Source organism: Bradyrhizobium arachidis (assembly GCF_024758505.1).
Taxonomy (GTDB): domain Bacteria; phylum Pseudomonadota; class Alphaproteobacteria; order Rhizobiales; family Xanthobacteraceae; genus Bradyrhizobium; species Bradyrhizobium manausense_C.
Map to the genome: position 1 here is coordinate 2127881 of NZ_CP077970.1, position 22951 is coordinate 2150831.

Here is a 22951-nt window from a genome sequence, read left to right on the forward strand (position 1 = left end):
GGTCATGGCACAGATCCGCGTCGAGAACCTGCAAAAGTCGTTCGATCAGTTCACGGCCGTGCACGGCTCGAACTTCACCATCGACGACGGCACCTTCTTTGCGATGCTCGGGCCATCCGGCTGCGGCAAGACCACCACCTTGCGCATGATCGCCGGCCTCGAGCTGCCGACCGAAGGAAAAATCCTGCTCGACGGCGAGGACGTCACTTTCCGCCGCGCTGCCGCCCGCGACATCGCCTTCGTGTTTCAGCTCTTTGCTCTCTATCCGCACATGAACGTCGCCGAAAACATCGGCTTTCCCCTGAAGTGCCAGGGCATGGGCCGCTCCGAAATCCGCCAGCTCGTACAGGAGACCGCAAAGCTCCTGCGGATCGAGCATCTCTTGTCGAGCAAGACATCAAAGCTTTCGGGCGGCGACCGCCAGCGCGTCGCGCTCGGCCGTGCCATGGTGCGGCGGCCAAAAGCGTTTCTGATGGATGAGCCCTTGGGCGCGCTCGATGCCGAGTTTCGCCATCTGATGTGCGGCGAGCTGCGCGACCTGCACGATCGCATCGGCGCCACCACGGTCTATGTGACGCACGACCAGCTCGAGGCGATGTCGATGGCCGATCAGATCGCGGTCATGAACAAGGGCCGTGTCGAGCAGATCGGCTCGCCGCAGGAGATCTACGACCGTCCCGCGAGCATGTTCGTCGCTGACTTCATCGGCTCGCCGCCGATGAACTTTTTGCGCTTCGAGGGTGGTCTCAAGTCCGGCGATCGCACGATCGACTTTCATGACGCGCGGATCGCGGTACCGGAAATCCGTGAGGATCGCGCGAGTGCGCCGCTGGCGTTCGGAATTCGCCCGGAGCATATCCGCTTTGCCGATACAGCAGCCGTGCGCGGCGAGGTGTTCGGCGCCGAATATCTCGGCACCACGCAGATCGTCACCGTCGACACGGCGCATGGCCGCCTCGCGGCGCGGCTGCCCTCCAGCGCGTCGGTGCGGATCGGCGAGCGGGTGGGGCTCGAATTTCGCGCCGAGCGGGTCTCGTTGTTCGATGTCGGCAGCGGGCTGGCGATCCGGACCGCCAATGAGGGGAATGCGCGCCATGGCTGACGTCGCCTTACGCAATATCAGCAAGCGCTTCGGCGCGACGGAGGCCGTGCGCGAGCTGTCGCTCACGATCAACGACGGCGAGTTCCTCGTCCTGCTCGGGCCGAGCGGCGCCGGCAAGACCACGACACTGCGGCTGATCACCGGGTTGGAAAAGCCCGACGCCGGCTCGGTCATGATAGACGGCCGCGACGTCACCCAGGATCCGCCGGGATCGCGCGACATCGCCTTCGTGTTCCAGCAATATTCGCTGTATCCGCATCTCTCGGTCTACGACAATCTGGCGTTCCCGTTGCGCTCGCCGGCTCGGCGCGTGCCGGAGCCGATCATCCGCAAGCGCGTCGAGCAGACTGCGGACCTCTTGCACATCGCCAGCAAGCTGAACAACCGCGCGACCCGCCTGTCCGGCGGCGAGATGCAGCGCGTCGCCATCGGCCGCGCGCTGGTCCGCGATCCCTCGATCTATCTGATGGACGAGCCGCTCTCCTCGCTCGATGCTAAACTGCGCGCCGAACTCCGGCTCGAGCTCAAGCGCATCCAGCTCGAGCTTGGCTCCACCATTCTCTACGTCACCCACGACCAGGTCGAAGCCATGACGATGGCGTCGCGAATCGGCGTGATCAGGGACGGTCGGCTCCTGCAACTCGGCACGCCCCGTGAGATCTACGAAAGTCCGGCCGATAGCTACGTCGCCTCGCGCCTCGGCACGCCGCAGATCAACTTCCTGTCCGCGGGCCTCTTGTCGGACGTGCCGGTGCCGCCGGGAACGGAGACGGTCGGCATCCGCACCGAGCACCTGCGCCTCGCCGCGCGCAATGGGGGAGGGATGATCGGCCGCATCCACCGCGTCGAGCACCTCGGCGAGCAGAATCACGTTCACCTGGACTATAAGGGTAAGATGCTGGTGACGCTCGCGGATCCGCATCAGCCGCTTCACGCCGGCCAGGAGGTCGAATTGCACCTTCAGAATCCGCTCTGTTTCGACCGCGCGGGGCAACGCCTTCCCGCGATGGCTCATTAAGAGGATCAAACGCGATGTCTCTGCAACCCGAGACGTTCAAGTCGCTGGTGAAGGTGGCCGCCGAGCAGGTCATCTCCTGCGCGCCGGAGCTCACGAGCCTCGATCAGGCGATCGGCGACGGCGATCACGGCATCAACATGAAGCGCGGTTTCGAGGCCGTGCTTGGCAAGCTCGATACGATCTCGGCGCAGCCGCTCGACGAGGCGCTGAAGACGATCGGCAAGACGCTAGTGATGACGGTCGGCGGAGCCTCCGGGCCGCTTTACGGCAGCTTCTTCCTGGCGGCGGGGGAGGCACTCTCGCACGACAAGCATCTGCCCGACGACCTCGCCGACGTGTTCGGCAGCGGCGTCAACGCGGTCAGCGCGCGCGGCCGCTCGCAGGCCGGCGAGAAGACGATGCTCGACGTGCTCGTTCCCGTGCTGGAGACGCTGAAGACGGCGGCCGGCCAGCCGGATTTGATCGAGCGGGTGCGCATCACCGCAACTGAGGCGGTCGCGCGCACCGCGCCGATGCAGGCGACCAAGGGCCGGGCGTCGTTTCTCGGACCGCGCAGCGTCGGGCACGTCGATCCCGGCGCGCGATCGAGCTGCGTTCTCGTGCAGGCGGTCTGCGCGAGGCTGGAGGAACAGCAATGAATGACACTGTGGGCATCGTGATCGTCTCGCACTCGAAGGACATCGCGAAAGGCACCGCCGACATGGTGCGGCAGATGGTCGGCAGCGAGGTGAAGGTGGCGTTTTGCGGCGGCAATCCGGACGGCGGGTTGGGTACCAGCGTGCCCTCGATCATCGACGCCATCAACGACGCCTGGTCCGCCAAGGGTGTTGCGATTTTGGTCGATCTTGGCGGCGCCGAGACCAACAGCGAGATGGCGGTCGAAATGCTGGAGCCTGTGCGGCGCGATCTCGTTGTCGTATGCAACGCGCCGATCGTCGAGGGCGCCGTGATGGCGGCGACCGAGGCGGCCGGCGGCAGCTCGCTGGCCCAGGTCAGGGCCGTGGCCGAGGAACTCTCTGCCGACTGACAGGTCGGCGAAGCGATGATGGAATATGAGCATGCTCGATAAAGCGGACGGACAGATCTTCACCGGCAATGTGCGGTTGGTGCACGCTGTGGGCATGCATGCGCGGCCGGCGGTCAAGCTGACCAAGCTTGCAAAGAGGTTCCAGGCCCAGATTTCCGTCCGGGTCGCAGGCGCCGAGTGGATCAATGCCAAGAGCGTCGCCAAGATCATGGCGATGCGCGCGGCGCACGGCAGCACGATCGAGATCAAGGCGTCCGGCAGTGACGCAGAGGCCGCAATTGCCGCGCTGGTCAATCTGATCGCAACCGATTTTCCGGACGAGGTCTCGTAGCATGCAAGTCGGCGCTGCAGGACTGGCTTACCGCGGCAGGACCGCCTCGATCGGTTTTGTCCATGGCCCCTTCGTCCGTGTCGATGTCGACACCAAGGACGCGCGGGTGGCCGGTACGCTGGTCGAAGAGGCGCTCGCCTTGCGCAACGCGATTGACGTGGCAAGCCGGCAGATCGCCGATCTCGCCGCGATCGCCGGAGGCGAAGCCGCGCAAATTCTCGAATTCCAGGTCGCGCTGCTCGATGACGAGGATTTCCTCGAAGCGATTTTTGCCGCGATCGGCGATGGGGATGCTGCCGATGTCGCGTGGCGCTCAGCGCTCGACGGGCAGATCGCGGACTACGATTCGGCTGAGGACGAATATCTGAAGGCACGCTCCTCCGACCTTGCTGACCTGCGCGACCGCGTCATCAACATTTTGCAGGGCGGCGAGGGCCAGGCGCCCAGGATTCCGGGCGGCGCCGTGGTCTGCGCCGACGATCTGCCGCCCTCGCGATTTCTGGAGATCGACTGGTCCGCCGGCGGCGGCCTGGCGCTGTTGCGCGGCAGCCCCACGAGCCATGTCGCGATGCTGGCACGGGCCAGGGGAATCCCCATGGTTGTGCAGCTCGGCACAATTCCCGAAATCGGTGCCACCGCGCTGCTCGACGGCGAAGGCGCAACCCTTGAGCTGGATCCCAGTGCCGAGCAGCTTCGCCTGTTCGAAGCGCGGCGCGAAAGCCATCGCAAGAGCCGCGCGTCAGCGCGCGCGATCCTGCGCCGGCCGACGGCGTCATGGCGCGGCGAGCGGATCAAGCTGTTGATCAACATCCAGAGCGTCGTCGACCTCGCACATGCGGACGCGCAGTATGCCGACGGCATCGGCCTGATGCGCACGGAATTCCTGCTGACAGACCGGGGCGGTCTGCCCGACGAGGAGGCGCAGTTCGGGGCATACGATGCGGTCTTGCGTTGGGCCGACCGGCGCCCGGTCACCATTCGCACGTTTGACGCCGGCGGCGACAAGCCGGTGTCCGGCTTCACGAGGGATGACGAAGCCAATCCTTTCCTCGGGGTTCGCGGCCTGCGGCTCTGCCTTGCCCGGCCCGAGATTTTTGCCGTGCAGCTTCGTGCGCTGGCGCGCGCCGCCGTGCGAGGCAACCTCAAGGTCATGTTTCCGATGGTCACCTCGGCGGACGAGCTCGAGGCCGGACGGAAGCTGTTTGCCGACACCGTGCAGCGCTTGCAGGCCGAGGGCGTTGCCGCGATGCTCCCCGAGCTGGGAATCATGGTCGAAGTTCCCGCGGCGGCCCTGGCGATTGCGACGTTCAAGGCCGCCTTCTTCTCGATCGGCTCGAACGATCTCGCGCAATATGTCCTTGCCTGCGATCGTTCCAACGGAGCTCTCGCCCCCTTGATGGATCCCCTACATCCGGCCGTGCTCGAACTGATCGCGCGCACCGCCGAGCACGGCCGCCGCGCCGGCGTCAGTGTCAGCCTGTGCGGCGACATGGCAAGCGACCCGCGCTGTCTCCCCGCCTTGCTGAACTGCGGCTTGCGGGAGCTGTCGGTCAATGCCTCCGCGCTCGCGCAGATCAAGCAGACCATCGACCGTCTCAGCAGCGGAGGCGGGCTTGGCTGACACGGCGATGGATGAGCCGGCCGAAGCGGGCGCAGTTGCGGTCTACAAGCGCATCTTCAAGGAGGTGCTGGAGAGCCGTCCCTCGGGCATGCGGCTGCGCCTGGCGCATGCCATGGGCAAGAACCGCAGCTTCGTCAGCCAGATCAGCAATCCGGCCTATCCGGTGCCGATCCCGGTGCAGCATCTCAACACGATCTTCGACGTCTGCCATTTTCCGCCGCAGGCCAAGTCCGCATTCCTGCGCGCCTATGCGCGCGCGCATCCGCGCCGCATCGGGCGCCTGACCGAAGGCGCGCATGAGCGGACCCTGACGCTGCACCTGCCGGATCTCGGAGATGCCAAGCGCAACGCCGAGCTCGATGCGCTGCTCCAGGAATTTGCGCGGCGGCTGAGTGCCATCATGCGCGAGAAATAACCTTAGGACCGAAGACGGGCGTAGCGGGGAGGAGACAATGAAGAAATTCATCAATTCGGTCGATAGCGTGCTCGCGGAGAGCCTGGACGGGCTTGCGGCCGCGCATGCGGATATTCTCGCGCTCGGCGAGGGGCGCAAATTCGTGCGGCGCCGCGAGCTGAACCCGAAAAAGGTCGCTCTGGTATCGGGCGGCGGCAGCGGGCATGAGCCGCTGCATGCGGGCTTCGTCGGCCATGGCATGTTGGATGCGGCCTGTCCGGGACAGGTCTTTACCTCGCCGACGCCGGATCAGATCGTCGAGGCGGCCCAGGCGGTCGCCGGCGATGCCGGCGTCCTCTTCATCGTCAAGAACTATGCCGGCGACCGCATGAATTTCGAGATGGCCGCCGAGATCGCCGAGGGCCGCACTGCCACCATCGTGACGGACGACGACGTCGCGGTGGAGAACTCGACCCACAGCATCGGGCGCCGCGGCGTGGCCGGCACCCTGATCGTCGAGAAGATCGTCGGCGCCGCCGCCGAGAAGGGCGCCGACCTCGAGACTTGTGTCGCGCTCGGTACGCGCGTCAATGCTCGGACGCGCTCGATGGGCGTGGCGCTGACGAGCTGCACCGTCCCCGCCGCTGGTACCCCCACCTTCAAGCTCGGCGAGGACGAGATGGAGATGGGCGTCGGCATTCACGGCGAGCCCGGACGCCGCCGCGTCAAGCTGGAGCAGGCCGACGCAATCGCCCACGAGATGATCGCGGCCATCGCCGGCGATCTCGACGCGCGGGCCGGCAGCGAGGCGCTCCTGCTCGTCAATGGTTTTGGCGGCACGCCCACGATCGAGCTCTATCTGATGTACAACGCGGCGCGCCGCATGCTGGAGGGCCGCGGCCTGCGCATCGCCCGCTCGCTGGTCGGCAGCTACGTCACCTCGCTGGACATGGCCGGCTGTTCGCTCACGGTGAGTTTGCTCGACGCCGAGACGACCGCGCTGTGGGACCGTCCCGTGCACACAGCGGCGTTGAGATGGTGACCGCTGCCACGCGCGGATGCGGCTTCCGTCGCAGCCGCGCATGGACCACGTGACGGCTTACTCTTGCGCCGGGATCCTCCCGGTCTTCCCTCCCTGAAACTTGCCGTGTCCCTTCGACACGGCATCTTTTTTTGCCACGTCGTCTCCTGCCAGTCGTGAGGGAAATTGGGAATTCACTGAACAAGCCGAAATACTAAACACAATAATAAACATCCGGAACTCCTGGGTGCCTGCCTCCCAGATCGCGAATTATCTCGCAAATTTCAGCTTAAGCAGCGCCGGCCCTGCTGACGGGCCTTTAACCGATATTTTAGTGAATCGTCACATACTGAACGTATCGCCATCGCGGTGAGATCCCCGCCGCGCGCAAAAATTTCAAATTGGATTTTGCCGATGAAGCGTTTCTCTGCACTGCTCGGTGGCGGCTCGATCACGCTGCGCATCTATCTGGGCTTTGGCACCTTGCTTGTTCTGCTCGCGATGATCGCGGGTTACGGCCGGCTTCAGGTGAAAAACACCGCGGGTCTGTTCGATGGCTATGCGGCGTCCGCCAGCGTGGTCGAGGAGGCGAGCCGCCTACAGGTGCTGGTCGGTGATCTCCAGCGGACATCAGCGGAATTCGTCACCGCCGGATCGCCCGAGAAGAAGTTCGAAGTCACGCAGCGCGCGGACGCGGTCAGCAAGCATCTCGAGGCCTTCACAGCGCAAATCTCGGAGCCCGCCCAGCAGCAGCACGTCCAGACGATCCGGTCCCTGAACAAGGAGGTCGATGACAGCCTGCTGACGCTCTATGAGCGCGTCACATTGCGTCAGGAGGTGGAGGATGGTCTCAACTATGATGACCGTGACATCCGCAAGGCCCTGAAGGACCTGATCGGCGCGAAGGGTGATTTCGCCCTCGTGCTCGATCGCTATCTGGGGGCGCGCGCCCTGACCATTCGCTTTGCAACCAGCGGCAAGGATGAACCAGCCTTGCGCGCAGAGCTCGCCAAGGTCGCGGAAGCAGGCGCCAGATTCATGTCCGACGCAAAGGACAACGACGACCTCAAGGACAGCTATGACGATTTTGCCGGCGCCCTGAAGCGCTACCTGGAGGATCTCGGCCGTCTGTCCAATGCGCTCGGCAAGCGGCAAGAGCTCGCGGTCACGATCGACCGGCTCAGCGAGAAGATGCGGGCCGAAGCGATCGCGGTCAAACAGGCAGTGGCCACCGAGCAGGACTTAAGCCGCGCCTCCGTGGCCGACGCCGCAACCAGCGCCAGCAGGTGGATGCTGATCCTGTCGCTGGCCTCGCTCGCCTTTGCCGCGCTGGTCGGGTTGGTGATCGCCCGCAGCATCACGGTGCCGGTACGCTCGCTCAGCCGCGCCATGCGGCGGCTCGCCGAGGGCGACCACACGATCGCGGTGCCGGCCCTTCTGCGCCGCGACGAGATCGGCCAAATGGCCGCGACCGTGCAGGTCTTCAAGGAGAACGCGGAGCACATCCAACTCCTGGAGCAGGAGAAGAAGGCGAGCGGACAGCGCACTGAGGCAGAAAAGAGGGCCTCCCTGATGAAGCTCGCGGACGAATTCGAGCGTGCGGTGGGGACCATCGTCACCGTTGTCTCCACCTCGTCCGGCCAGCTCGAGGCATCCGCGGGCACGCTGGCAGGCACGGCGGAGCAGGCGCAGGAACTGGCAACGTCGGTGGCGTCCGCCTCGGAGGAAGCGTCCGTCAACGTGCAGTCGGTGGCCTCGGCGACCGAAGAGCTGTCATGCTCGGTCAAGGAGATCAGCCGTCAGGTCCAGCAATCGGCGCGGATGGCGAGCGAAGCCGTCGCGCAGGCCCGGGCCACGACGGAAAGCGTCAGCGAGTTGTCGAAGGCTGCCGCACGCATTGGCGACGTCGTCGATCTGATCAGCATGATCGCAGGCCAGACCAATCTGCTGGCCCTCAATGCCACCATCGAAGCGGCCCGTGCGGGCGAAGCCGGTCGCGGCTTCGCGGTCGTGGCCTCGGAGGTGAAGGCGCTTGCGCAGCAGACCGCGAAAGCGACCTGCGAGATCAGCGAACAGATCTCGGGGATTCAGGCTGCGACGCAATCGTCGGTGTCCGCCATTGTGGACATCTCGAAGACGATCGAGAGATTGTCGGAGACGTCCTCCACCATCGCCGCCGCGGTCGAGGAGCAGGGCGCCGCCACGCAGGAGATCTCCGGCAATGTGCAGCAAGCCTCGCACGGCACGCGGCAGGTGTCTTCCAGCATTACCGAGGTGCAGCGCGGGGCGTCGGAAACGGGCCTTGCGTCCTCGATGGTGCTGTCGGCAGCGAAATCACTGTCGACCGAGAGCGGCCGTCTGAGGACCGAGGTCGATCGCTTCCTCGCCACCGTCAGGGCGGTGTAGACGAGCCTCGCAAGGCGAAACGTGTCTTCAAAGTTGGACCGCTCAGCGCGGCCCATAATTGTTGCGAAGATAATCCGACGCCTGTTGTCGCTCCGCGAGCGTCAGTTCGCGATTGTAGACCAGGAGCGCGAAGATATCGCCGGCGGCCAACGCCCATTAACAATCTACAATTGTATTTGTTCAGACTAACGCGTCGCGTTCACGCTTGGGGAGTCTTGACATGCGGGGAACGACCGCCAGCAAACGGCAAGGCTACGGCGCGCTGCGCAAGTCGGTGTGGCCGCGAATTGCTGCCGATCCTACGAGGTCGGATCTGCCTTCTGCGCCCGAAATTGCGCTGGCGTGACGCCGACCGCCTTGCGGAAGGCCCGGGTGAAGTTCGCTTGCGACGAGAAACCTGCGGCCAGGGCGATTTCGGCAATCTGGCTGTCTTCGCTGAGCAGGCGCATCTTCGCCAGCGCGAGGCGCTGATGGCTGACGAACTCGTGCGGCGGAGATCCCGTGGCGAGCCGGAAGCTGCGTGCGAAGTGGGCTGCGCTCATGCAGGCGACCGACGCCATTTGGGTGACGGTGAGTTCGGCATCCAGGTTGCTGCGGACAAATTCCACCACACGCGCCAGCCGGCGCGCGTCCAGCGGCTTGTCTGCGCTTCGCGCCGACGGCTGGCGGATGTCGGCGGCAGAGTATTTGTGGATGAGGTGGGCGGAGAGCGCCAATCCGAGCGCCTCCGTCAGAAGGCGCCCGCACGAACTTTCGTGATTGAGCTCCCCAAGGATCTGGCTCGCGATCTGACCGATAAACGCGTCCTGGGCAATTGCTTCGTAGCGCAGTTCCACCCGCCCTGGGTCAATATCGAGGTCGCGCAGCATCGTTTCCTCGAACGGGCGGCCGGGGAGGAAGATGTGCAGAACGTCCTGAAGTGGCTCGGCGACGTTGATGAACTCTTCGGTGATGCCGGACGGGCAGAGCCAGACGGTGCCCGGCTGGCCATGCGTCACCTGACGCATGCCGCTGCCGATGCGATCGACCAGGCTATGTCCGTTCAGGAGGACGGCAACCTCGGTATCGCGCGGCGTTAGCGGCGGCAGTTCGCCGGCCGCGTGCGTCCAGCGCTCGGCCAGGAGGTTTGACCAACGTCGTTCGCCGGAGGTCTGCAGCATTTTTCCGGTAACATATTTACCGGCCGAATGCCCGAGGACCTGGCCCATCGCACTCTCCTCTTGAGCGGAGCACGCCGCTGAAAACATCGAGGCACGATTCAAAGGCAATTTCCGTGCCCATTGTTCGCTGAGGGCCTTCGGCCGTCAAGTCCCGCGATGTCCGCAGGCCGGGAATAATGTTCCGCAGCCCAGGACAATCGCCCGCCTCCGCAATTTGACACATTGCGGCTTGCGACACCCACCAGACCGCCGAGGAGAGCGCACGTGGCCCAGAGCATAGTTGTTGGTGCATGCCCGCACGACTGTCCCGATACGTGTTCGATTCTCACGACCGTCGAGGACGGCAAGGCCATCGCGGTGCGGGGCAATCCCGATCATCCCTTCACCAAAGGCAGGCTCTGCGTGAAGGTGAACAACTATGAGGAGCGAGTCTACAGCGATCAGCGCCTGCTCTATCCGTTGAAGCGCGTGGGTGCGAAAGGAAGCGGCAGCTTCAGCCGCATCTCCTGGGATGAGGCCATCGGCGAGATTGCGGCGCGCTGGAAGGCGATCATTGCCGATGATGGCGCCGAGGCGATCCTGCCGTACAGCTATCTCGGCACGCAGGGCATCATCAATGGCCTCAATGTCGGCGATCCGCTGTTCAACAAGCTCGGCGCCTCGGTGTCCGAGCGCACCTTCTGCGATTCGGCGTCCTGCACGGCCTATATGATGACGATCGGGCACACGCCGGGCGTCGATCCGGAAAGCTTCGTCCATTCCAAATACATCATCCTGTGGGCCTGCAATACGCTGAGCACCAACTCGCATCATTGGCCGTTCATCGAGAAGGCGAGGAAGAGCGGGGCCAAGCTCGTCGTCATCGATCCGGTGCGGACGCGCACCGCGGGTTTGGCCGATTGGCATATCCAGATCCGCCCGGGCACCGATTGTGCGTTGGCGCTGGCGATGATCCATATCGTCATCAAGGAAAATCTCATCGACCGCGACTACATTGACAAGCACACGATCGGATTTGACGAGCTTGCGGCACGCGCGGCATCCTACACCCCGGAATTCGCCTCGCGCGAGACCGGCATTGCGGTCGAGGACATCGTTAAGCTCGCGCGCGATTATGCGAACACGCCGCCGGCCGTCGTCCGCATCGGCGTCGCCGTGGAACGTCACGCCGGGGGCGGTCAGACGGTTCGCGCCATTGCCTGCCTTCCCGCGCTGATCGGTGCCTGGAAGCATGTCGGCGGCGGTTTGCTGCAACTGCCGATCTGGGCATTCCCGGTGAATTGGCCGACCTTGATGCGCCCGGACCTGCAGCCCGCCAAGATGCGCGTCATCAACACCTGGCGCCTCGGCGCAGCGTTGACTGGTGATCTGCCTCAGGGGCCGCCGATCAAATCCCTGTTCGTCTACAACGCCAATCCGATGGCCATGGTCACCGAGCAGGACAGGCTCGAGCGGGGACTCGCGCGCGAGGACCTGTTCACGGTCGTCAGCGAGCACTTCCTGACCGACACCGCAAAATACGCCGACATCGTCCTGCCCGCGACGACCCAGCTCGAGCAGAAGGACATCATGTTCTCCTGGGGCCATCTCTATCTGTCCTACAACAATCCAGCCATTGCGCCGCTTGGCGAGGCGGTCTCGAACACCGAGTTGTTCCGGCGGCTCGCGGCGGCGATGGGCATCGATGATCCCTTCTTCTTCAGGTCCGACGACGAGATGATCGAGGCATCGATGGACTGGGCCAATCCGGCCCTGCAAGGGATCAGCCTGGAGCAGTTGCAGAAGACCGGATTTGCCCGGCTTTCGCTGCAACGCCCCGATGAATGGGCGCCACATCGGGATGGCAATTTCCCGACGCCTTCAGGAAAGTGCGAGTTCAAGTCGAGCATGGCCGAAGGGGGTAACTTCGTCGTGCCGCTGTTTCGGCAGGGCTATGGCGGCGACCAGGCCGGCGAGCCGGTGGATCCCCTGCCGCACTATATCGCGCCGAACGAGAATCCAGCTTCGGCGCCGGCGAAGGCTGAACGCTACCCGCTCAGCCTGATCTCGCCGAAGAGCCATGCGTTCCTGAATTCGAACTACGGCAATCTGCCGGCTCAGCAGGTTCTGGCCGGCGAGCAGCAGATGGTCATCCTGCATCCCCAGGACGCAGGATCGCGCGGCATCGTGGCCGGTAGCCCGATCCGCGTCTTCAACGAGCGTGGCTCGTTCGAGGCATTCGCGACATTGTCCGCCGACGTTATGCCCGGGGTGGTCGTTGCGCCGGCAGGGTATTGGCACCGTTCGAATCGCAAGGGCGCAACGGTCCATGCGGTGACGTCACCTGCCTACGCCGACCTCGGCCGCGCACCGACATTCTCCGACGTCCTGGTGCAGGTGGCGACTGCTTGATTCGTCCATGGCGGGCCCGCGAATGATCGCGTGTTGCTTCCGGCGAGAGGAGAGACGATGCCCTATGTCGTGACAGATCTCTGTACTGGCTGCCGCTATACCGAGTGCGTCAGCGTCTGCCCTGTCGAATGCTTCCATATCGACGACACGATGACTTATATCGATCCGGAGAACTGCATCGATTGCGGCGGCTGTGTGCCGGTGTGTCCCGTCGGAGCCATCAAGGCCGCGCACAAGCTGGCGCCGGACAAGGTGGAGTGGATCGAGATCAACCGCCGCAGGGTCGCCGAGACGCCTGTAGTGACCAGTCGGCTGCCGCCCCTCCCGGGAGCCGACGAGCGCAAGCAAGCGATCATCGCGCGATGATCTCCGGGGTGTCCTCGTCTGAGCGTGCTGCGGGTCGTTATCGCGTCGCGATCATCGGCGGAGGGCCGAGCGGCTTCTACGCCGCGGAGGCCTTGCTCAGATCAGGGCAGGCGATCGACGTCGACATGTTCGAACGTCTGCCGGTGCCATACGGCCTGGTCCGCTTCGGCGTCGCGCCGGATCATCCCAAGCTGAAGCAGGTCACGCGTGTCTTCGACCGCATTGCCGAGATGCCGGGCTTCCGCTTCTTTGGCGGTGTCGAGATCGGCGAGACACTTTCGATCGACGCGTTGCGATCCTGCTACCACGCGCTCATCCTGGCCATCGGAGCTCCGCTCAGCCGGCACATGGATATCCCCGGCGAAGGACTTTTGGGAAGCCATCAAGCCGGCGATTTCGTCGCCTGGTATAATGGCCATCCGGACTTCCGGCATCGCAATTTCGAGTTCGGCACGGAGCGGGCGGTCATCATTGGCCACGGCAATGTGGCGCTTGACGTTGCAAGGATGCTCGCGAAGACGCCGGACGAACTGCGTCATACCGACATCGCCGCGCATGCATTGGACGCGCTCGCGGCCAGCCGTATCAGGGAGATCTATCTGATCGGACGGCGCGGCCCGGATCAAACCCGCTTTGCCGCAAAGGAGCTGCAGGAGTTCGAGGAGCTTGCCGATTGCGATCCGCTGGTCGACTTGCAGGGGTTTCCAGCTCTGTCTCCAGCCCCTGATGCGGATAGCGAGGCGGATGCAGCACTTGCCACGCTTCGGGCAATCGCGACACGACCGATCTCGAAGCACCGGCGTTGCGCGTTCCTGTTCGGTCTCAGCCCGCTTCGGATTGAAGGGGACGGTCATGTCCAGCGGATCGTGCTCGATCATTGTCTGACAAGCGCCCCGGCAAGCTCTTCGCGAAGCATGGCCATCGATTGCGGTCTGGTCTTCTCCAGTATCGGCCGCCGTGCAGCGCCGATCAGCGGCATTCCCTATGACGAAGCCAGAGGCGTTCACGCCAATATCGGCGGGCGGCTTGCCGCGGATGGGTGCGCATTGCCCGGCCTCTACGTCTGCGGCTGGGGCAAGCGCGGCCCGCAGGGGACGATCGGCACGAACCGCGCATGCAGTGTCGAAACCGTCGCTAATTTTCTTGTCGATCTGCCGCAACTCGATGCGCCACCGCGCCACCCCGATAGCCTTTTCGGCGGCAAGATCATTCCGCGCTACGTCGACTATCGCGCCTGGGGGCGCATCGATGCGGAAGAGGTTGCCCGCGGCAGGCCAAAGGGGAAGCCCCGGGAGAAGTTCATCGCCATCGACGAGATGTTTGCCGCAGCCGATGGCGAGGCGCACGCTGAGCCCTGACGGAGACGGCAGCTCTTGCGGAGCGATACTGTTTGGTCGGCACGTCGGATGCCGGACGTCGAGTGGCCTTCCATTGCGGTCCGCTCACGCAGGGCTCGATGGTGGGACTACATCAAGCTCATGAGGCGTCATCATGTCGCGTGCGGATTGACGATCGCATAACCTCGCAACGATCGCGCGTGAATTCTCGTAGTGCGTCCACCCGAATTAGCGCCATACGCCATCCACATGTCACCTCCAAGGTGTTGCTCCAAGACAAAGACATGGCCGCGTCGCGCTGCAACCATTCCCGGGGACGGTGACGTACGCGGGAAACGTAACCAATTGGCGGCGAGATTCAGTTCCGGCACGATACGTCCAAATACTCTTAAGGCGGCGCCGCAACCGCAGAAGGCGGTGGGGCAACCAGCGGGGCGTCCCCCAACCGTTTGAACGCGAGGCACGTTCGCATCCGCGATGACGGTGCGGCGGTCCGCAATGGCGCGTGCTTCCGTAACTTGCAATTGTTGTCCGGTTCGGAAAACGCCCTGGCGCCGCTCCTGCGAAATTGAAAAGTCACAAGGCATCGTCACATTGCATTCTGGAACTTGATGGGTACGGAAAATACGTGCCTCCGAGGGCACGAGCCCGGCTACAATAATGAGGCACGCAATAAATGGCTGTTTGAGCATTGCAGGATTCCGAATTGAACGGCCCTGCCCCGAACTTAAAACGACCATTAATCGGACGAAATTTGGTCCAAGAAAATGACAGTACTCACCGGCGCTTTAAGCTGGCGTGAAAGTGGCCGTTATTGAAACTGAACTACGCATCAAATTAAACGAAAGACATGAGGAGACTCCGCTAGTATAATCCTTTATCGAAATGGTAGAATTTAAATTCAAGCCACAGCTTGCAACTGCGCATACAATCACGCTGTGAGACACCCGACATATAACGAGTTATTCGCCATTGCTGCCGACCCACATATGAAGGTCGATACCAGGCCGGCCGCTGCGAACCGCGCTGATCGCCGCCCTTGCCTGCCGCTTCGCGCTTACCAATAGGAGCGCATGAATTGCATGAGCGTTTTGCCGGAGAGGGCTACAGCGTACATCGACATACGCTAATGGAAGCTCATTGAGGGAAACTTCCATGACAGAGCGCTGGGCCAGCGTTCAGAATAGGCTTTTGGCGTCACTGCCGTCGTCCGACCGGGCGCTGCTAACACCACACCTGCAGCGGATTTCGTTCAGAGCGGACACGGTTTTAGTCCGTTCGGACGATGAACTTCGCGACGTATACTTCCTGCATAGCGGAGCCGTCGCGTTCATGCTTGATATGCCGGATGGACAGACCGTTGCGACCACCTTGGTTGGACCGGAAGGCGCGGTGGGTTCGCTTTCCGTGCTCGGCCCCTCGGTCTCGCCGGTCACCGCTCTTGCTCGTGTGGCAGGTACCGCGTCACACATCACTGCGGCGAAGTTTCGTTCCGCCTACATGCAGAGCCCAGCCATTCGGCAAATCGTACAGGTTCATTCACGCGCACTGCTGCTGCAGCTTCAGCATGTTGCGGCCTGCAACGCGCTCCACCCGGTGGAGCGGCGAATGGCGCGATGGTTGTTGCAACTGCACGATATAATCTCCGACCATCGGCTGCCCTCACGCAGGATGCCCTGGCGCAACTGCTCGGGGTGCGCAGGACGACCGTTACGCAAGCAGTGGCGCGGCTACGGACGGCGGGAGCCATCAAGTCCGAGCGACGCGGTCTGATCGAAGTCCATCCCACTCGGCTCGATGGCCTAGCATGCGAATGCTACGCGATGGTGCAGGCGAGAATCGCACGCATGTACAACCAGGAGCTATCCGAGGGCCGGCTTGCAATGGAGCCGGCACAAGTAGCGCCTGATGCTCACCCACGCCAACTCGGCAAGTGCGGCGCCAAATAAGAGTCCTCGTTCCGCAGATTGCGCCCTTTATTCTCGGCCTTGCTCTCCTTCCTGACGGCGCATTTGCGCAGCCATATGGTGCTGAATGGCCCCACCGACCGGAGCGACCGCCTCCTCGACCCAGGCCTCGCGCGCAAACCAGTTGTGATTGGAGCGACAGATTGGACAACGCGTGTTGCCGTAAAATACGATACTCCGGAGAAAGCTCTCTCGGTCAGAGTTGATCCCGGTGGGGATCGCGCGTCCGGTTTGCGGGCACTTGACCATGATCATACCCATGTGGGGACCTCCCTCGAACTTTGTCGTTGCTTGTCGCCGGTGTTGAAAGGACCGGCCGGCTGGATTGCGCACCTTCAGTGCGGGTCACTTTGGGGGGCATCGCGCACTGCTGTGATTTCGTCTGAGCAAGAGGCGGCCTGCCCGTGACTTCGCTGCTCCAACCGGCCGGATCGCTGCTTGAGCGAATCTTGAGCAGGCTGCTGGTACCCGGCTTGGCGGCCCGCGTGTGAGGATTATGAGCGGCACCGCCGAAAGCCTGTGCGGCGCCTTCCAAGCCTGCCTAATCTGGCGGGATGTGCTGCGGGCAGGTCGTGCGCCGCTCGCAGGGGAAATGGATGGCAAGTCTTCGGAAAAACAGACTGGTCAACGTTCTCACAGATATTCACTCCACGCTCGATACTTCATAATCAGGCGGGACGGGTCATATTGCCCGGCTCAATCATTTGGCCATTTGGCGACTTCCGTCCGGCCGAGCCACTGTGCGGATTTAGATGACGTTGTCGGTCGGTTTTACGACTCTAATCCGTTATTTGTTTTATCGGCATATTTAATAATGAGTGGCGGCGCGAGCGTCGCTGCGACCACGCGCCCCATTCAAAACTAAATCTGCACGTGCATTTTAGTATTTAACCAAGTTTCTTGGTTCAAGCTGAAACAATTTGTGATTATATGTCAAAAATACGAAACTCGTTGTTAAATTGCGCCAAAGGGGTAAGTTAACATGGCGTGAGTTTGGCCATTTGGAGGAACAAATGTGGGTCGCTCATAACAACCATCGGTCCGCCTCGACTGCGCAGCAGTTGGCCCAAATGCGGCGGAGATTGGTAAGAATAACGGAGAAAGAGCAACTTCTAAGGGAGCGTGATGCGAATCGCGAGGCCAATCGATATTTGCTCGATGCTCGTCGCACGCGCACCGAGGAATTCCTTCCTGAGAGCCATACGTCGAATATCGCCGGGCGAAGCACGGGCGGAGACAATCAACTGGCGGCGTGAATCAGATTCGAAATTTCAGCAATGAAACCAGTTCGCAGTCACATGCTTGCGCTGCGGCGGCAGGATAGCACGATGCTGGAGGTTGCGCCTTCGGCGTCAGTGAGGACTTGAGATATTCGGAGTCCGTTTCTCCTGCTCCGGGGGAGGCGCGGATCGGATGGTTCAGCGCGGGCGGCGCCGCTTAGTGAGAGATAGACCTGGTCAATATCGGTTGCAGCCGTGCTGTGCAGATTATCATCTGAGATTGTTCTGAGGCCGGCCGCGAATGCAGCGTTTGCGCTGCTGGATGGCCGACCTGTGCTTTTCAGCGGGACCGAACAGAAACTCTATGAACTCGACCAAATTGGAGCGCTCATCTGGTGCAAGTTGGCACAGGACGCATCTTCCTTGGACGATGTTTATCGAGAGCTTGAAAGGCGCGGCATTGACGAGCCTAGTGCGCGCCAATTCACGCGGCAGGCGATCGACGCGTGGATCGATCGAACGCTCCTCAATCTCGAATGGCGTACGTCGGCGGATTGCGAACTGTCGGCGAAGCTGGGCCAACACAGGATCACCGTACGAACTGCGAATGGCGCACTGTTAGACGAATTGGCACCTCTGTTCCGCGCTTCGGATCGCGGAACGATGGAGGACGAGATTTTCGTCGATGTAATTGAGTTTGAGGGGCAGGTGTTCTTTCGCGGAGAGGACGCGTGCGTCCATAGATGCCCGGTCGAAAGATTGGTACCTGCAATCAAGGCCTATATCACCGAGCAAATTATCCAAGGCGATCGTTCGGCCTTCGCTCTGCATGCAGCGTCGCTTGCCAGAGGGCGCATGGGTTTGCTGCTGTGCGGCCAACCGGGAGCCGGCAAGTCGACCCTCACCTTACAGTTGATGGATGCCGGATTTGAGTATGCCGGCGACGATATCGCACTGATCGACACCGATGGAACGGTTTGTGGAGTTCCGTTCCCCGTCACCTTGAAGTCAGGTTCGTGGGGATTGCTCTCGGGATTGCACGCTGACTTGCCGCGCCTGAAGACCCATTGTCGGCCGGATGGAGCCCTGGTGCGGTACCTGCCAGCACCGGACATCCACGAAGGAAATCTCTCCGTGAGCTGGATCATCTTCCTGAACCGAGTCCCGAATGGCTCGGCCAAGCTCGCTCAACTTGATCAGTGTGGTTCGATGAGGCGGCTGATTGAGAGCTCGTTCGCTGTGGATGGGAAGCTGTCACTGCTGGGCTTCGCCGCTCTCAAGCGGATTGTTACGCACGCATCATCATTCGAACTGACCTATTCCGAGTCGATCCAGGCTCGGCACCTACTGACGGATCTATGTGATGGCCGGACATAGTTGGGCGTTGATGGACCTGTGCAGGTGCTTGCGTGGCTTGCCGCCCGGGGACGTCGATTGGATGTCCGTCATTGGGCTGGCAAACCAGACACTGACGAGCCCGGCCCTTATCGACTTGGTCGATCAGTCGCCGGCGATACCCGAGGATGTCTGCGCATATATCCGTAATCTCTATCGCCGAAACGTGGTTCGCAATGATCGGCTGGCTACTCAACTGGAAGAAGCCGTCTTGGCGATGAATGACCTTGGAGTGACGCCGATATTGATCAAGGGAGCGGCGACATTGGCCACCGCTCCCCGCGAGCGGCGAGGAGTTCGGCTGATGGCGGATCTCGATATCGTGGTCACGCCGGAGGAGACCGAACGCGCGGTGGCGGCTCTGATAGGCATAGGCTACGGAATTCAGGCCGAAGCATCTCCCGAAAGCCGGAGATGGCACATGGACCTGAGCCGGCCAAGCGATGTCGGAGCTATCGATCTGCAGCGGAGTGCTCCCGGCCCTGCATTTGCCTACCGCGAATGTTGTCACCCCTTGAAACAGTGCGTGCCGGCGGTGGTTGGGCGGGGGAGGGCTTATGTTCCGACGCCAACTTACCAGGCGTTGATGCTGATCATTCATGACCAGTTTCAGGACTACGGTTATTGGCTTGGCGACATCGATCTGCGGCATCTTGTTGAACTGCGGGATCTGGACCGATCAGTTCAAGGAATCGACTGGGACGAGCTATGCTCCCATGTCTCGGGCAAGTTGATGCGAAATGCGGTCGAAACCCACCTGTTGGTTCTCTCTGAATTACTTGGCGTCGACGTTCCGCGGGCACTGTGCTCACGTACGATTCCACGTCTGCAGTTCGTGCGACGAGTGACGCAAGCTCGCTTCCCCGTCACACGCTGGCCCCTTCTAGTGATGGCGATCTGCGATCTGAAAAACTACAGGACGGAGACGAGCACCGACGCTCCGCAAGCGAGCAGGCGTCGTGGCGGATCGTGGTCACTGCCAAAGGTCGCTAGCTTGCAGTTTCTGCTTCAAATGGCCGCTGCACCCCGTGTAGGAAAGGTCTAAGCCGTACTCAGGAGGTGTGTTGACAGAGGCGGCTCAAGGCGGATGCCTTGACGGAAAGGTAATCAAGCAGCGCTCCTGCTGGGCGGCGCAGGCCGAGGCAATTCGCAATAGTCGAAAGCGGCGCAGCGCTACGAATGCTGTCGGCCCCCGGCAGTCCTATCGGAGGACTCGTCGCCCTCGGGAATCCTGAACTCTTCGAGCGTGTGTCCGGACTGCAATGCGGCGACGAGCCAACGAGGCTGTTTGCCTCGTCCGGACCAGGTCTCCGTCGGCTGGAGCGGGTTGAAATATTTCGGCACGACCTTTGGATATTTGCGGCGCGGCGCGTGGCTCGTTCCCGTCTCTGCCGCGCCGGCTTCGGCTCCGCCAAGCTGGTCGGGCCGGCTGAGTTGCGCAAGGCGCTTCTCCAGCTCCTGCTTCTCCGCTGTGATCTTTTCAGCCAAGACTTTTGTCAGCTCCTCGTGAAGGAGCCACAGTTCCTCAAAATCCATGGCTTCGAGATCCTGCCTGCGCATCGCGCTCTCGTCACCGTTCGAAGGGCCCGTATCCATCGTATCGGCCGCTCCATTTGCCCGGGTAGCGGGTAGGATGGTCAATCCCTGCTTTAAATTTGACGCCGCAATAATAATATTATAATTTATTTAAAATGATTTTGCGAGATCAATTTATTAAATCTGCAGCCGGTTGCTGCGCTGCAAGGAGTAGGGGCGATGTCGATTGAATATCCTCTCGAGCGCCTTCAGAATTCCATCAGTCGATTCATCGGCCCGTCGGTCGTCTCATCCGATCTTGGAGTCCTGAAGACCCAAATCGAACTCAGGCGGCGCGCGCTACGGGAAATCGAGATTATCGAGTCTCATCTGCGCGGTTGCAAGGGCGGCTTGACGATGAGCTTGCCGCGAAGAAACAGGCCCCGGCGCCCGAGCCGGCTGCATTTGGGCAGGCTGCTGCGCCGAAGATTAGCCCCGCGGTCGGCCTGACACCAAATATTCACAGGAAAAGCGCCGCAGGGTCGCGTGGCCCGGCTCTTCCCCATCATTAATTGCGCGCAGTCTATTTTTCGGCTTGATTAATAGTCACAACGCCGTTATGTGGGAACCCGGTTTATGCGGGTTCCACCATTTTCATTGGATAATAGAGATTTTTCTCTTGATTGACGCTAACCGCGGCAATATCTAGAGAGGCGCAACTATAGGGTGGTGGCATGTCAGCCAAGAAACTGGAATTAGAATTGATGTCCCTGGACGATCTCTGGTCGCTCCACGAGGAAATCAGCGGTATTTTATCGGCCCGCATTAAGGCTGAAAAGCAGGAATTGGAGAAACGGCTGGCGGTTCTCGGCGGCGGCATGGCCGCTTTTGCGGATCCATCGACCGGGCCGGCGATTTCGCCGACCGGCAAGCCCAGACGCAAATATCCGCGCGTGCTCCCGAAATATCGCAATCCTCAGACGTCCGAAACTTGGTCGGGCCGGGGAAAGCGGCCGCGATGGCTGGTTGCAGCTATGAAGTCCGGCCGTAAGATCGAGGAGTTTCGGCTGGGCGACGCAAATTCGAAGGTTCGCCAGCGGGCGTGATTTGATTTGATCGCCACCGGCTTTCGCGGCTGAAAACCGGCGCTCGAAGAGCGTCGCGGGGCTCCGGAAATGCAGCTTTAGCACGCATTGCGGCCCCGCAAGACTTCCAGGGGAGTCCGGATCAGGATTGCGAGATCGAGCCGAAGGCTCCAGTTGTCGACGTACCAGAGATCGTACTCCACACGTCTCTCGACCAGCGCCGTTGTCGGCGTTGGTCCGCGGCAGCCATGGACTTGGGCCCACCCTGTCAATCCCGGCCTGACCCTGCGGCGAAGGGCGTACTTCCGCACGAGCTTGTCGAATTCTCCGTCGTGAGCCAAGGCATGAGGCCGCGGACCCACCAGCGACATGCTGCCGTCGAGAACATTTAGCAGCTGTGGCAGTTCATCGAAGCTTGTCCGGCGCAGCCATTTGCCGACGCGTGTGACGCGTCGATCCGCGCGGTTCGCCTGAAGGATCACGGGGCCGTCCTCGAGCACATGCATCGTTCGGAATTTTCGGATCAAGAAGATCCGGCCGTTGAAGCCACAGCGTTGTTGCCGAAAGAATATAGGGCCTGGAGAATCCAGCTTGATCGCGACTGCTGCCAGCGCAAGCAGCGGGGCAAATATCGCCAAGGCGAGTCCCGCGCCGATAAGATCAATCATCCGCTTGATCGCGCAGTCCAGCGGTGTAAGAGGACCGCGCTGGAGTTCTACACAAACGGCACTTCCAAGACTCCGCGTAGGATGTCGAAGCAATTCGGAGGTTGTGCCGACCGGCACGAACATGATCGGGAACGGCAGTACTCGCAAATCGGCAACAAGGGCGCGAAGTTCGGGCCATCGCTCCGGGGCAGCTTCCACCACCACTTGGTCGAGTTGGCAACTGCGAATGTAGTCAATCACGCGGGCGGTAAGTCGCCTTCGACAGGCAAGACCGAAGCCCATCGGAGGCAAGCTGAACCGTCCCTTGACGCAGTAACCGTGCATTGCCAACGTTTCAGATAGCCCCGCGTTTTTCGATAGCGGTTGGTCGCTGATCAGAACAATATTTGTGTTGGCGAACTTTCTGCCGCTCAGGCCCCTTCCGAGAAGCGCCTTGACTCCCCACCGCTCGGCCATAAGCAAGCATAGGCCCAAGACGGCGAAAAGCGGGCCTGCTTGCTGAGAAGAACCTGGGTGAATTGCAAAGCCGTACACGGCCCAAATGAAGAGCAGCAATGACGTCCAGGCCATACAGAGGGCGCGTATCTGGTTTCGGAGCACGAGGAGCTCAACTGGCCGATAGAGGCCGTGGGTCTTGAGCACGCAAACAAGACAGGCTGCGCTGACGAGCGCCAAGCCAAGTGCATCACTCAAGTCCCCTGCGGCTTGCTCATCTTGGGCCTGATGCAGCAATGTAGATACGACGCTCGCAAACAGAATGATCGCAATATCCGCACAGAGCGCCACGTATTCAATCGAGTCATAACGGAGGGGCCATTTGTGCTGGCGGGATACTGCCGGCCCAGGAGTGACACGATCCGTAACCTCCCGATCGGGGAAATGTCGGTTCACGAAATTCATTGTCGGGACACTCGCGATTTAATATTT

21 protein-coding genes are annotated in these 22951 nt (G+C 61.8%); 17 read left to right on the forward strand and 4 right to left on the reverse strand.

Annotation, left to right across the window (positions count from 1 at the left end):
* Nucleotides 1-4: 4 nt before the first annotated feature.
* From KUF59_RS09450 to KUF59_RS09490, 9 genes are all read left to right on the forward strand, one after another.
* Nucleotides 5-1102 carry an ABC transporter ATP-binding protein gene (locus KUF59_RS09450; RefSeq protein ID WP_212462372.1) on the forward strand — a complete coding sequence of 366 codons (1098 nt, stop codon included), beginning with the start codon at nucleotides 5-7 and terminating at the stop codon, nucleotides 1100-1102.
* Nucleotides 1095-2120, forward strand: a complete 1026-nt coding sequence (locus tag KUF59_RS09455) for an ABC transporter ATP-binding protein (protein WP_212462371.1) — start codon at nucleotides 1095-1097, stop codon at nucleotides 2118-2120. The genes KUF59_RS09450 and KUF59_RS09455 overlap by 8 nt, the downstream gene beginning before the upstream one ends.
* Nucleotides 2121-2134: 14 nt before the next feature.
* Entirely contained in the window at nucleotides 2135-2758 is a 624-nt protein-coding gene (dhaL, locus tag KUF59_RS09460; protein WP_212462370.1) for a dihydroxyacetone kinase subunit DhaL, read from the forward strand.
* Nucleotides 2755-3147 (forward strand): dihydroxyacetone kinase phosphoryl donor subunit DhaM, encoded by a 393-nt coding sequence (dhaM, locus tag KUF59_RS09465; protein ID WP_212462369.1) that lies wholly within the window; start codon nucleotides 2755-2757, stop codon nucleotides 3145-3147. The genes dhaL and dhaM overlap by 4 nt, the downstream gene beginning before the upstream one ends.
* A gap of 31 nt (nucleotides 3148-3178) precedes the next feature.
* Nucleotides 3179-3478 carry an HPr family phosphocarrier protein gene (locus tag KUF59_RS09470; RefSeq protein WP_249141001.1) on the forward strand — a complete coding sequence of 100 codons (300 nt, stop codon included), beginning with the start codon at nucleotides 3179-3181 and terminating at the stop codon, nucleotides 3476-3478.
* A gap of 1 nt (nucleotide 3479) precedes the next feature.
* On the forward strand, nucleotides 3480-5099 hold the full coding sequence (gene ptsP / locus KUF59_RS09475) for a phosphoenolpyruvate--protein phosphotransferase (RefSeq protein WP_212462367.1): 1620 nt from the start codon (nucleotides 3480-3482) through the stop codon (nucleotides 5097-5099).
* Complete coding sequence (locus KUF59_RS09480) at nucleotides 5092-5514, forward strand: hypothetical protein (protein WP_249140992.1); 423 nt, start codon at nucleotides 5092-5094, stop codon at nucleotides 5512-5514. Before ptsP ends, KUF59_RS09480 begins: the two co-directional genes overlap by 8 nt.
* Nucleotides 5515-5551: 37 nt before the next feature.
* Nucleotides 5552-6535: a dihydroxyacetone kinase subunit DhaK gene (gene dhaK, locus KUF59_RS09485; protein ID WP_212462366.1), complete on the forward strand. Its 984-nt coding sequence runs from the start codon at nucleotides 5552-5554 to the stop codon at nucleotides 6533-6535.
* A gap of 393 nt (nucleotides 6536-6928) precedes the next feature.
* Entirely contained in the window at nucleotides 6929-8920 is a 1992-nt protein-coding gene (locus tag KUF59_RS09490) for a methyl-accepting chemotaxis protein (RefSeq protein ID WP_249140990.1), read from the forward strand.
* 299 nt (nucleotides 8921-9219) lie between these two features.
* On the opposite strand, the gene KUF59_RS09495 is transcribed toward KUF59_RS09490, so the two are convergent.
* Nucleotides 9220-10128: an AraC family transcriptional regulator gene (locus KUF59_RS09495; RefSeq protein ID WP_249140981.1), complete on the reverse strand. Its 909-nt coding sequence runs from the start codon at nucleotides 10126-10128 to the stop codon at nucleotides 9220-9222.
* A 216-nt stretch (nucleotides 10129-10344) separates the two neighbouring features.
* Here KUF59_RS09495 and KUF59_RS09500 point away from each other — a divergent pair, with 216 nt between their 5' ends.
* The 5 genes from KUF59_RS09500 to KUF59_RS44040 all read left to right on the forward strand — a co-directional run bounded on the left by KUF59_RS09500 (nucleotide 10345) and on the right by KUF59_RS44040 (nucleotide 16123).
* Nucleotides 10345-12471, forward strand: a complete 2127-nt coding sequence (locus KUF59_RS09500; protein WP_212462365.1) for a molybdopterin-containing oxidoreductase family protein — start codon at nucleotides 10345-10347, stop codon at nucleotides 12469-12471.
* Nucleotides 12472-12528: 57 nt separating this feature from the next.
* Nucleotides 12529-12837, forward strand: coding sequence for a ferredoxin family protein (locus tag KUF59_RS09505; protein ID WP_258769382.1), 309 nt, complete (start codon nucleotides 12529-12531; stop codon nucleotides 12835-12837).
* Nucleotides 12838-12845: 8 nt separating this feature from the next.
* A complete protein-coding gene (locus KUF59_RS09510; protein ID WP_258769383.1) occupies nucleotides 12846-14195 on the forward strand; it encodes an FAD-dependent oxidoreductase in 1350 nt (449 codons plus the stop codon).
* A gap of 1134 nt (nucleotides 14196-15329) precedes the next feature.
* On the forward strand, nucleotides 15330-15947 hold the full coding sequence (locus KUF59_RS09515) for a Crp/Fnr family transcriptional regulator (RefSeq protein WP_309500958.1): 618 nt from the start codon (nucleotides 15330-15332) through the stop codon (nucleotides 15945-15947).
* Nucleotides 15869-16123: a hypothetical protein gene (locus KUF59_RS44040; protein WP_309500959.1), complete on the forward strand. Its 255-nt coding sequence runs from the start codon at nucleotides 15869-15871 to the stop codon at nucleotides 16121-16123. The genes KUF59_RS09515 and KUF59_RS44040 overlap by 79 nt, the downstream gene beginning before the upstream one ends.
* A 27-nt stretch (nucleotides 16124-16150) precedes the next feature.
* Here KUF59_RS44040 and KUF59_RS09520 read toward each other — a convergent pair whose 3' ends face one another.
* Nucleotides 16151-16402, reverse strand: coding sequence for a hypothetical protein (locus tag KUF59_RS09520; RefSeq protein WP_212462448.1), 252 nt, complete (start codon nucleotides 16400-16402; stop codon nucleotides 16151-16153).
* 1382 nt (nucleotides 16403-17784) lie between these two features.
* Between KUF59_RS09520 and KUF59_RS09525 the strand changes: the two genes are divergently transcribed.
* Nucleotides 17785-18738, forward strand: a complete 954-nt coding sequence (locus KUF59_RS09525; protein WP_249140965.1) for a serine/threonine protein kinase — start codon at nucleotides 17785-17787, stop codon at nucleotides 18736-18738.
* 61 nt (nucleotides 18739-18799) lie between these two features.
* Nucleotides 18800-19801, forward strand: a complete 1002-nt coding sequence (locus tag KUF59_RS09530; protein ID WP_249140963.1) for a nucleotidyltransferase family protein — start codon at nucleotides 18800-18802, stop codon at nucleotides 19799-19801.
* 128 nt (nucleotides 19802-19929) lie between these two features.
* On the opposite strand, the gene KUF59_RS09535 is transcribed toward KUF59_RS09530, so the two are convergent.
* Nucleotides 19930-20316 (reverse strand): H-NS histone family protein, encoded by a 387-nt coding sequence (locus tag KUF59_RS09535; RefSeq protein WP_212462440.1) that lies wholly within the window; start codon nucleotides 20314-20316, stop codon nucleotides 19930-19932.
* 689 nt (nucleotides 20317-21005) lie between these two features.
* Between KUF59_RS09535 and KUF59_RS09540 the strand changes: the two genes are divergently transcribed.
* Complete coding sequence (locus KUF59_RS09540) at nucleotides 21006-21377, forward strand: H-NS histone family protein (RefSeq protein WP_212462360.1); 372 nt, start codon at nucleotides 21006-21008, stop codon at nucleotides 21375-21377.
* 77 nt (nucleotides 21378-21454) lie between these two features.
* Here the strand turns inward: KUF59_RS09540 and KUF59_RS09545 are convergent, their stop codons facing one another.
* Entirely contained in the window at nucleotides 21455-22924 is a 1470-nt protein-coding gene (locus KUF59_RS09545; RefSeq protein ID WP_212462359.1) for an exopolysaccharide biosynthesis polyprenyl glycosylphosphotransferase, read from the reverse strand.
* Between the last annotated feature and the right edge of the window lie 27 nt (nucleotides 22925-22951).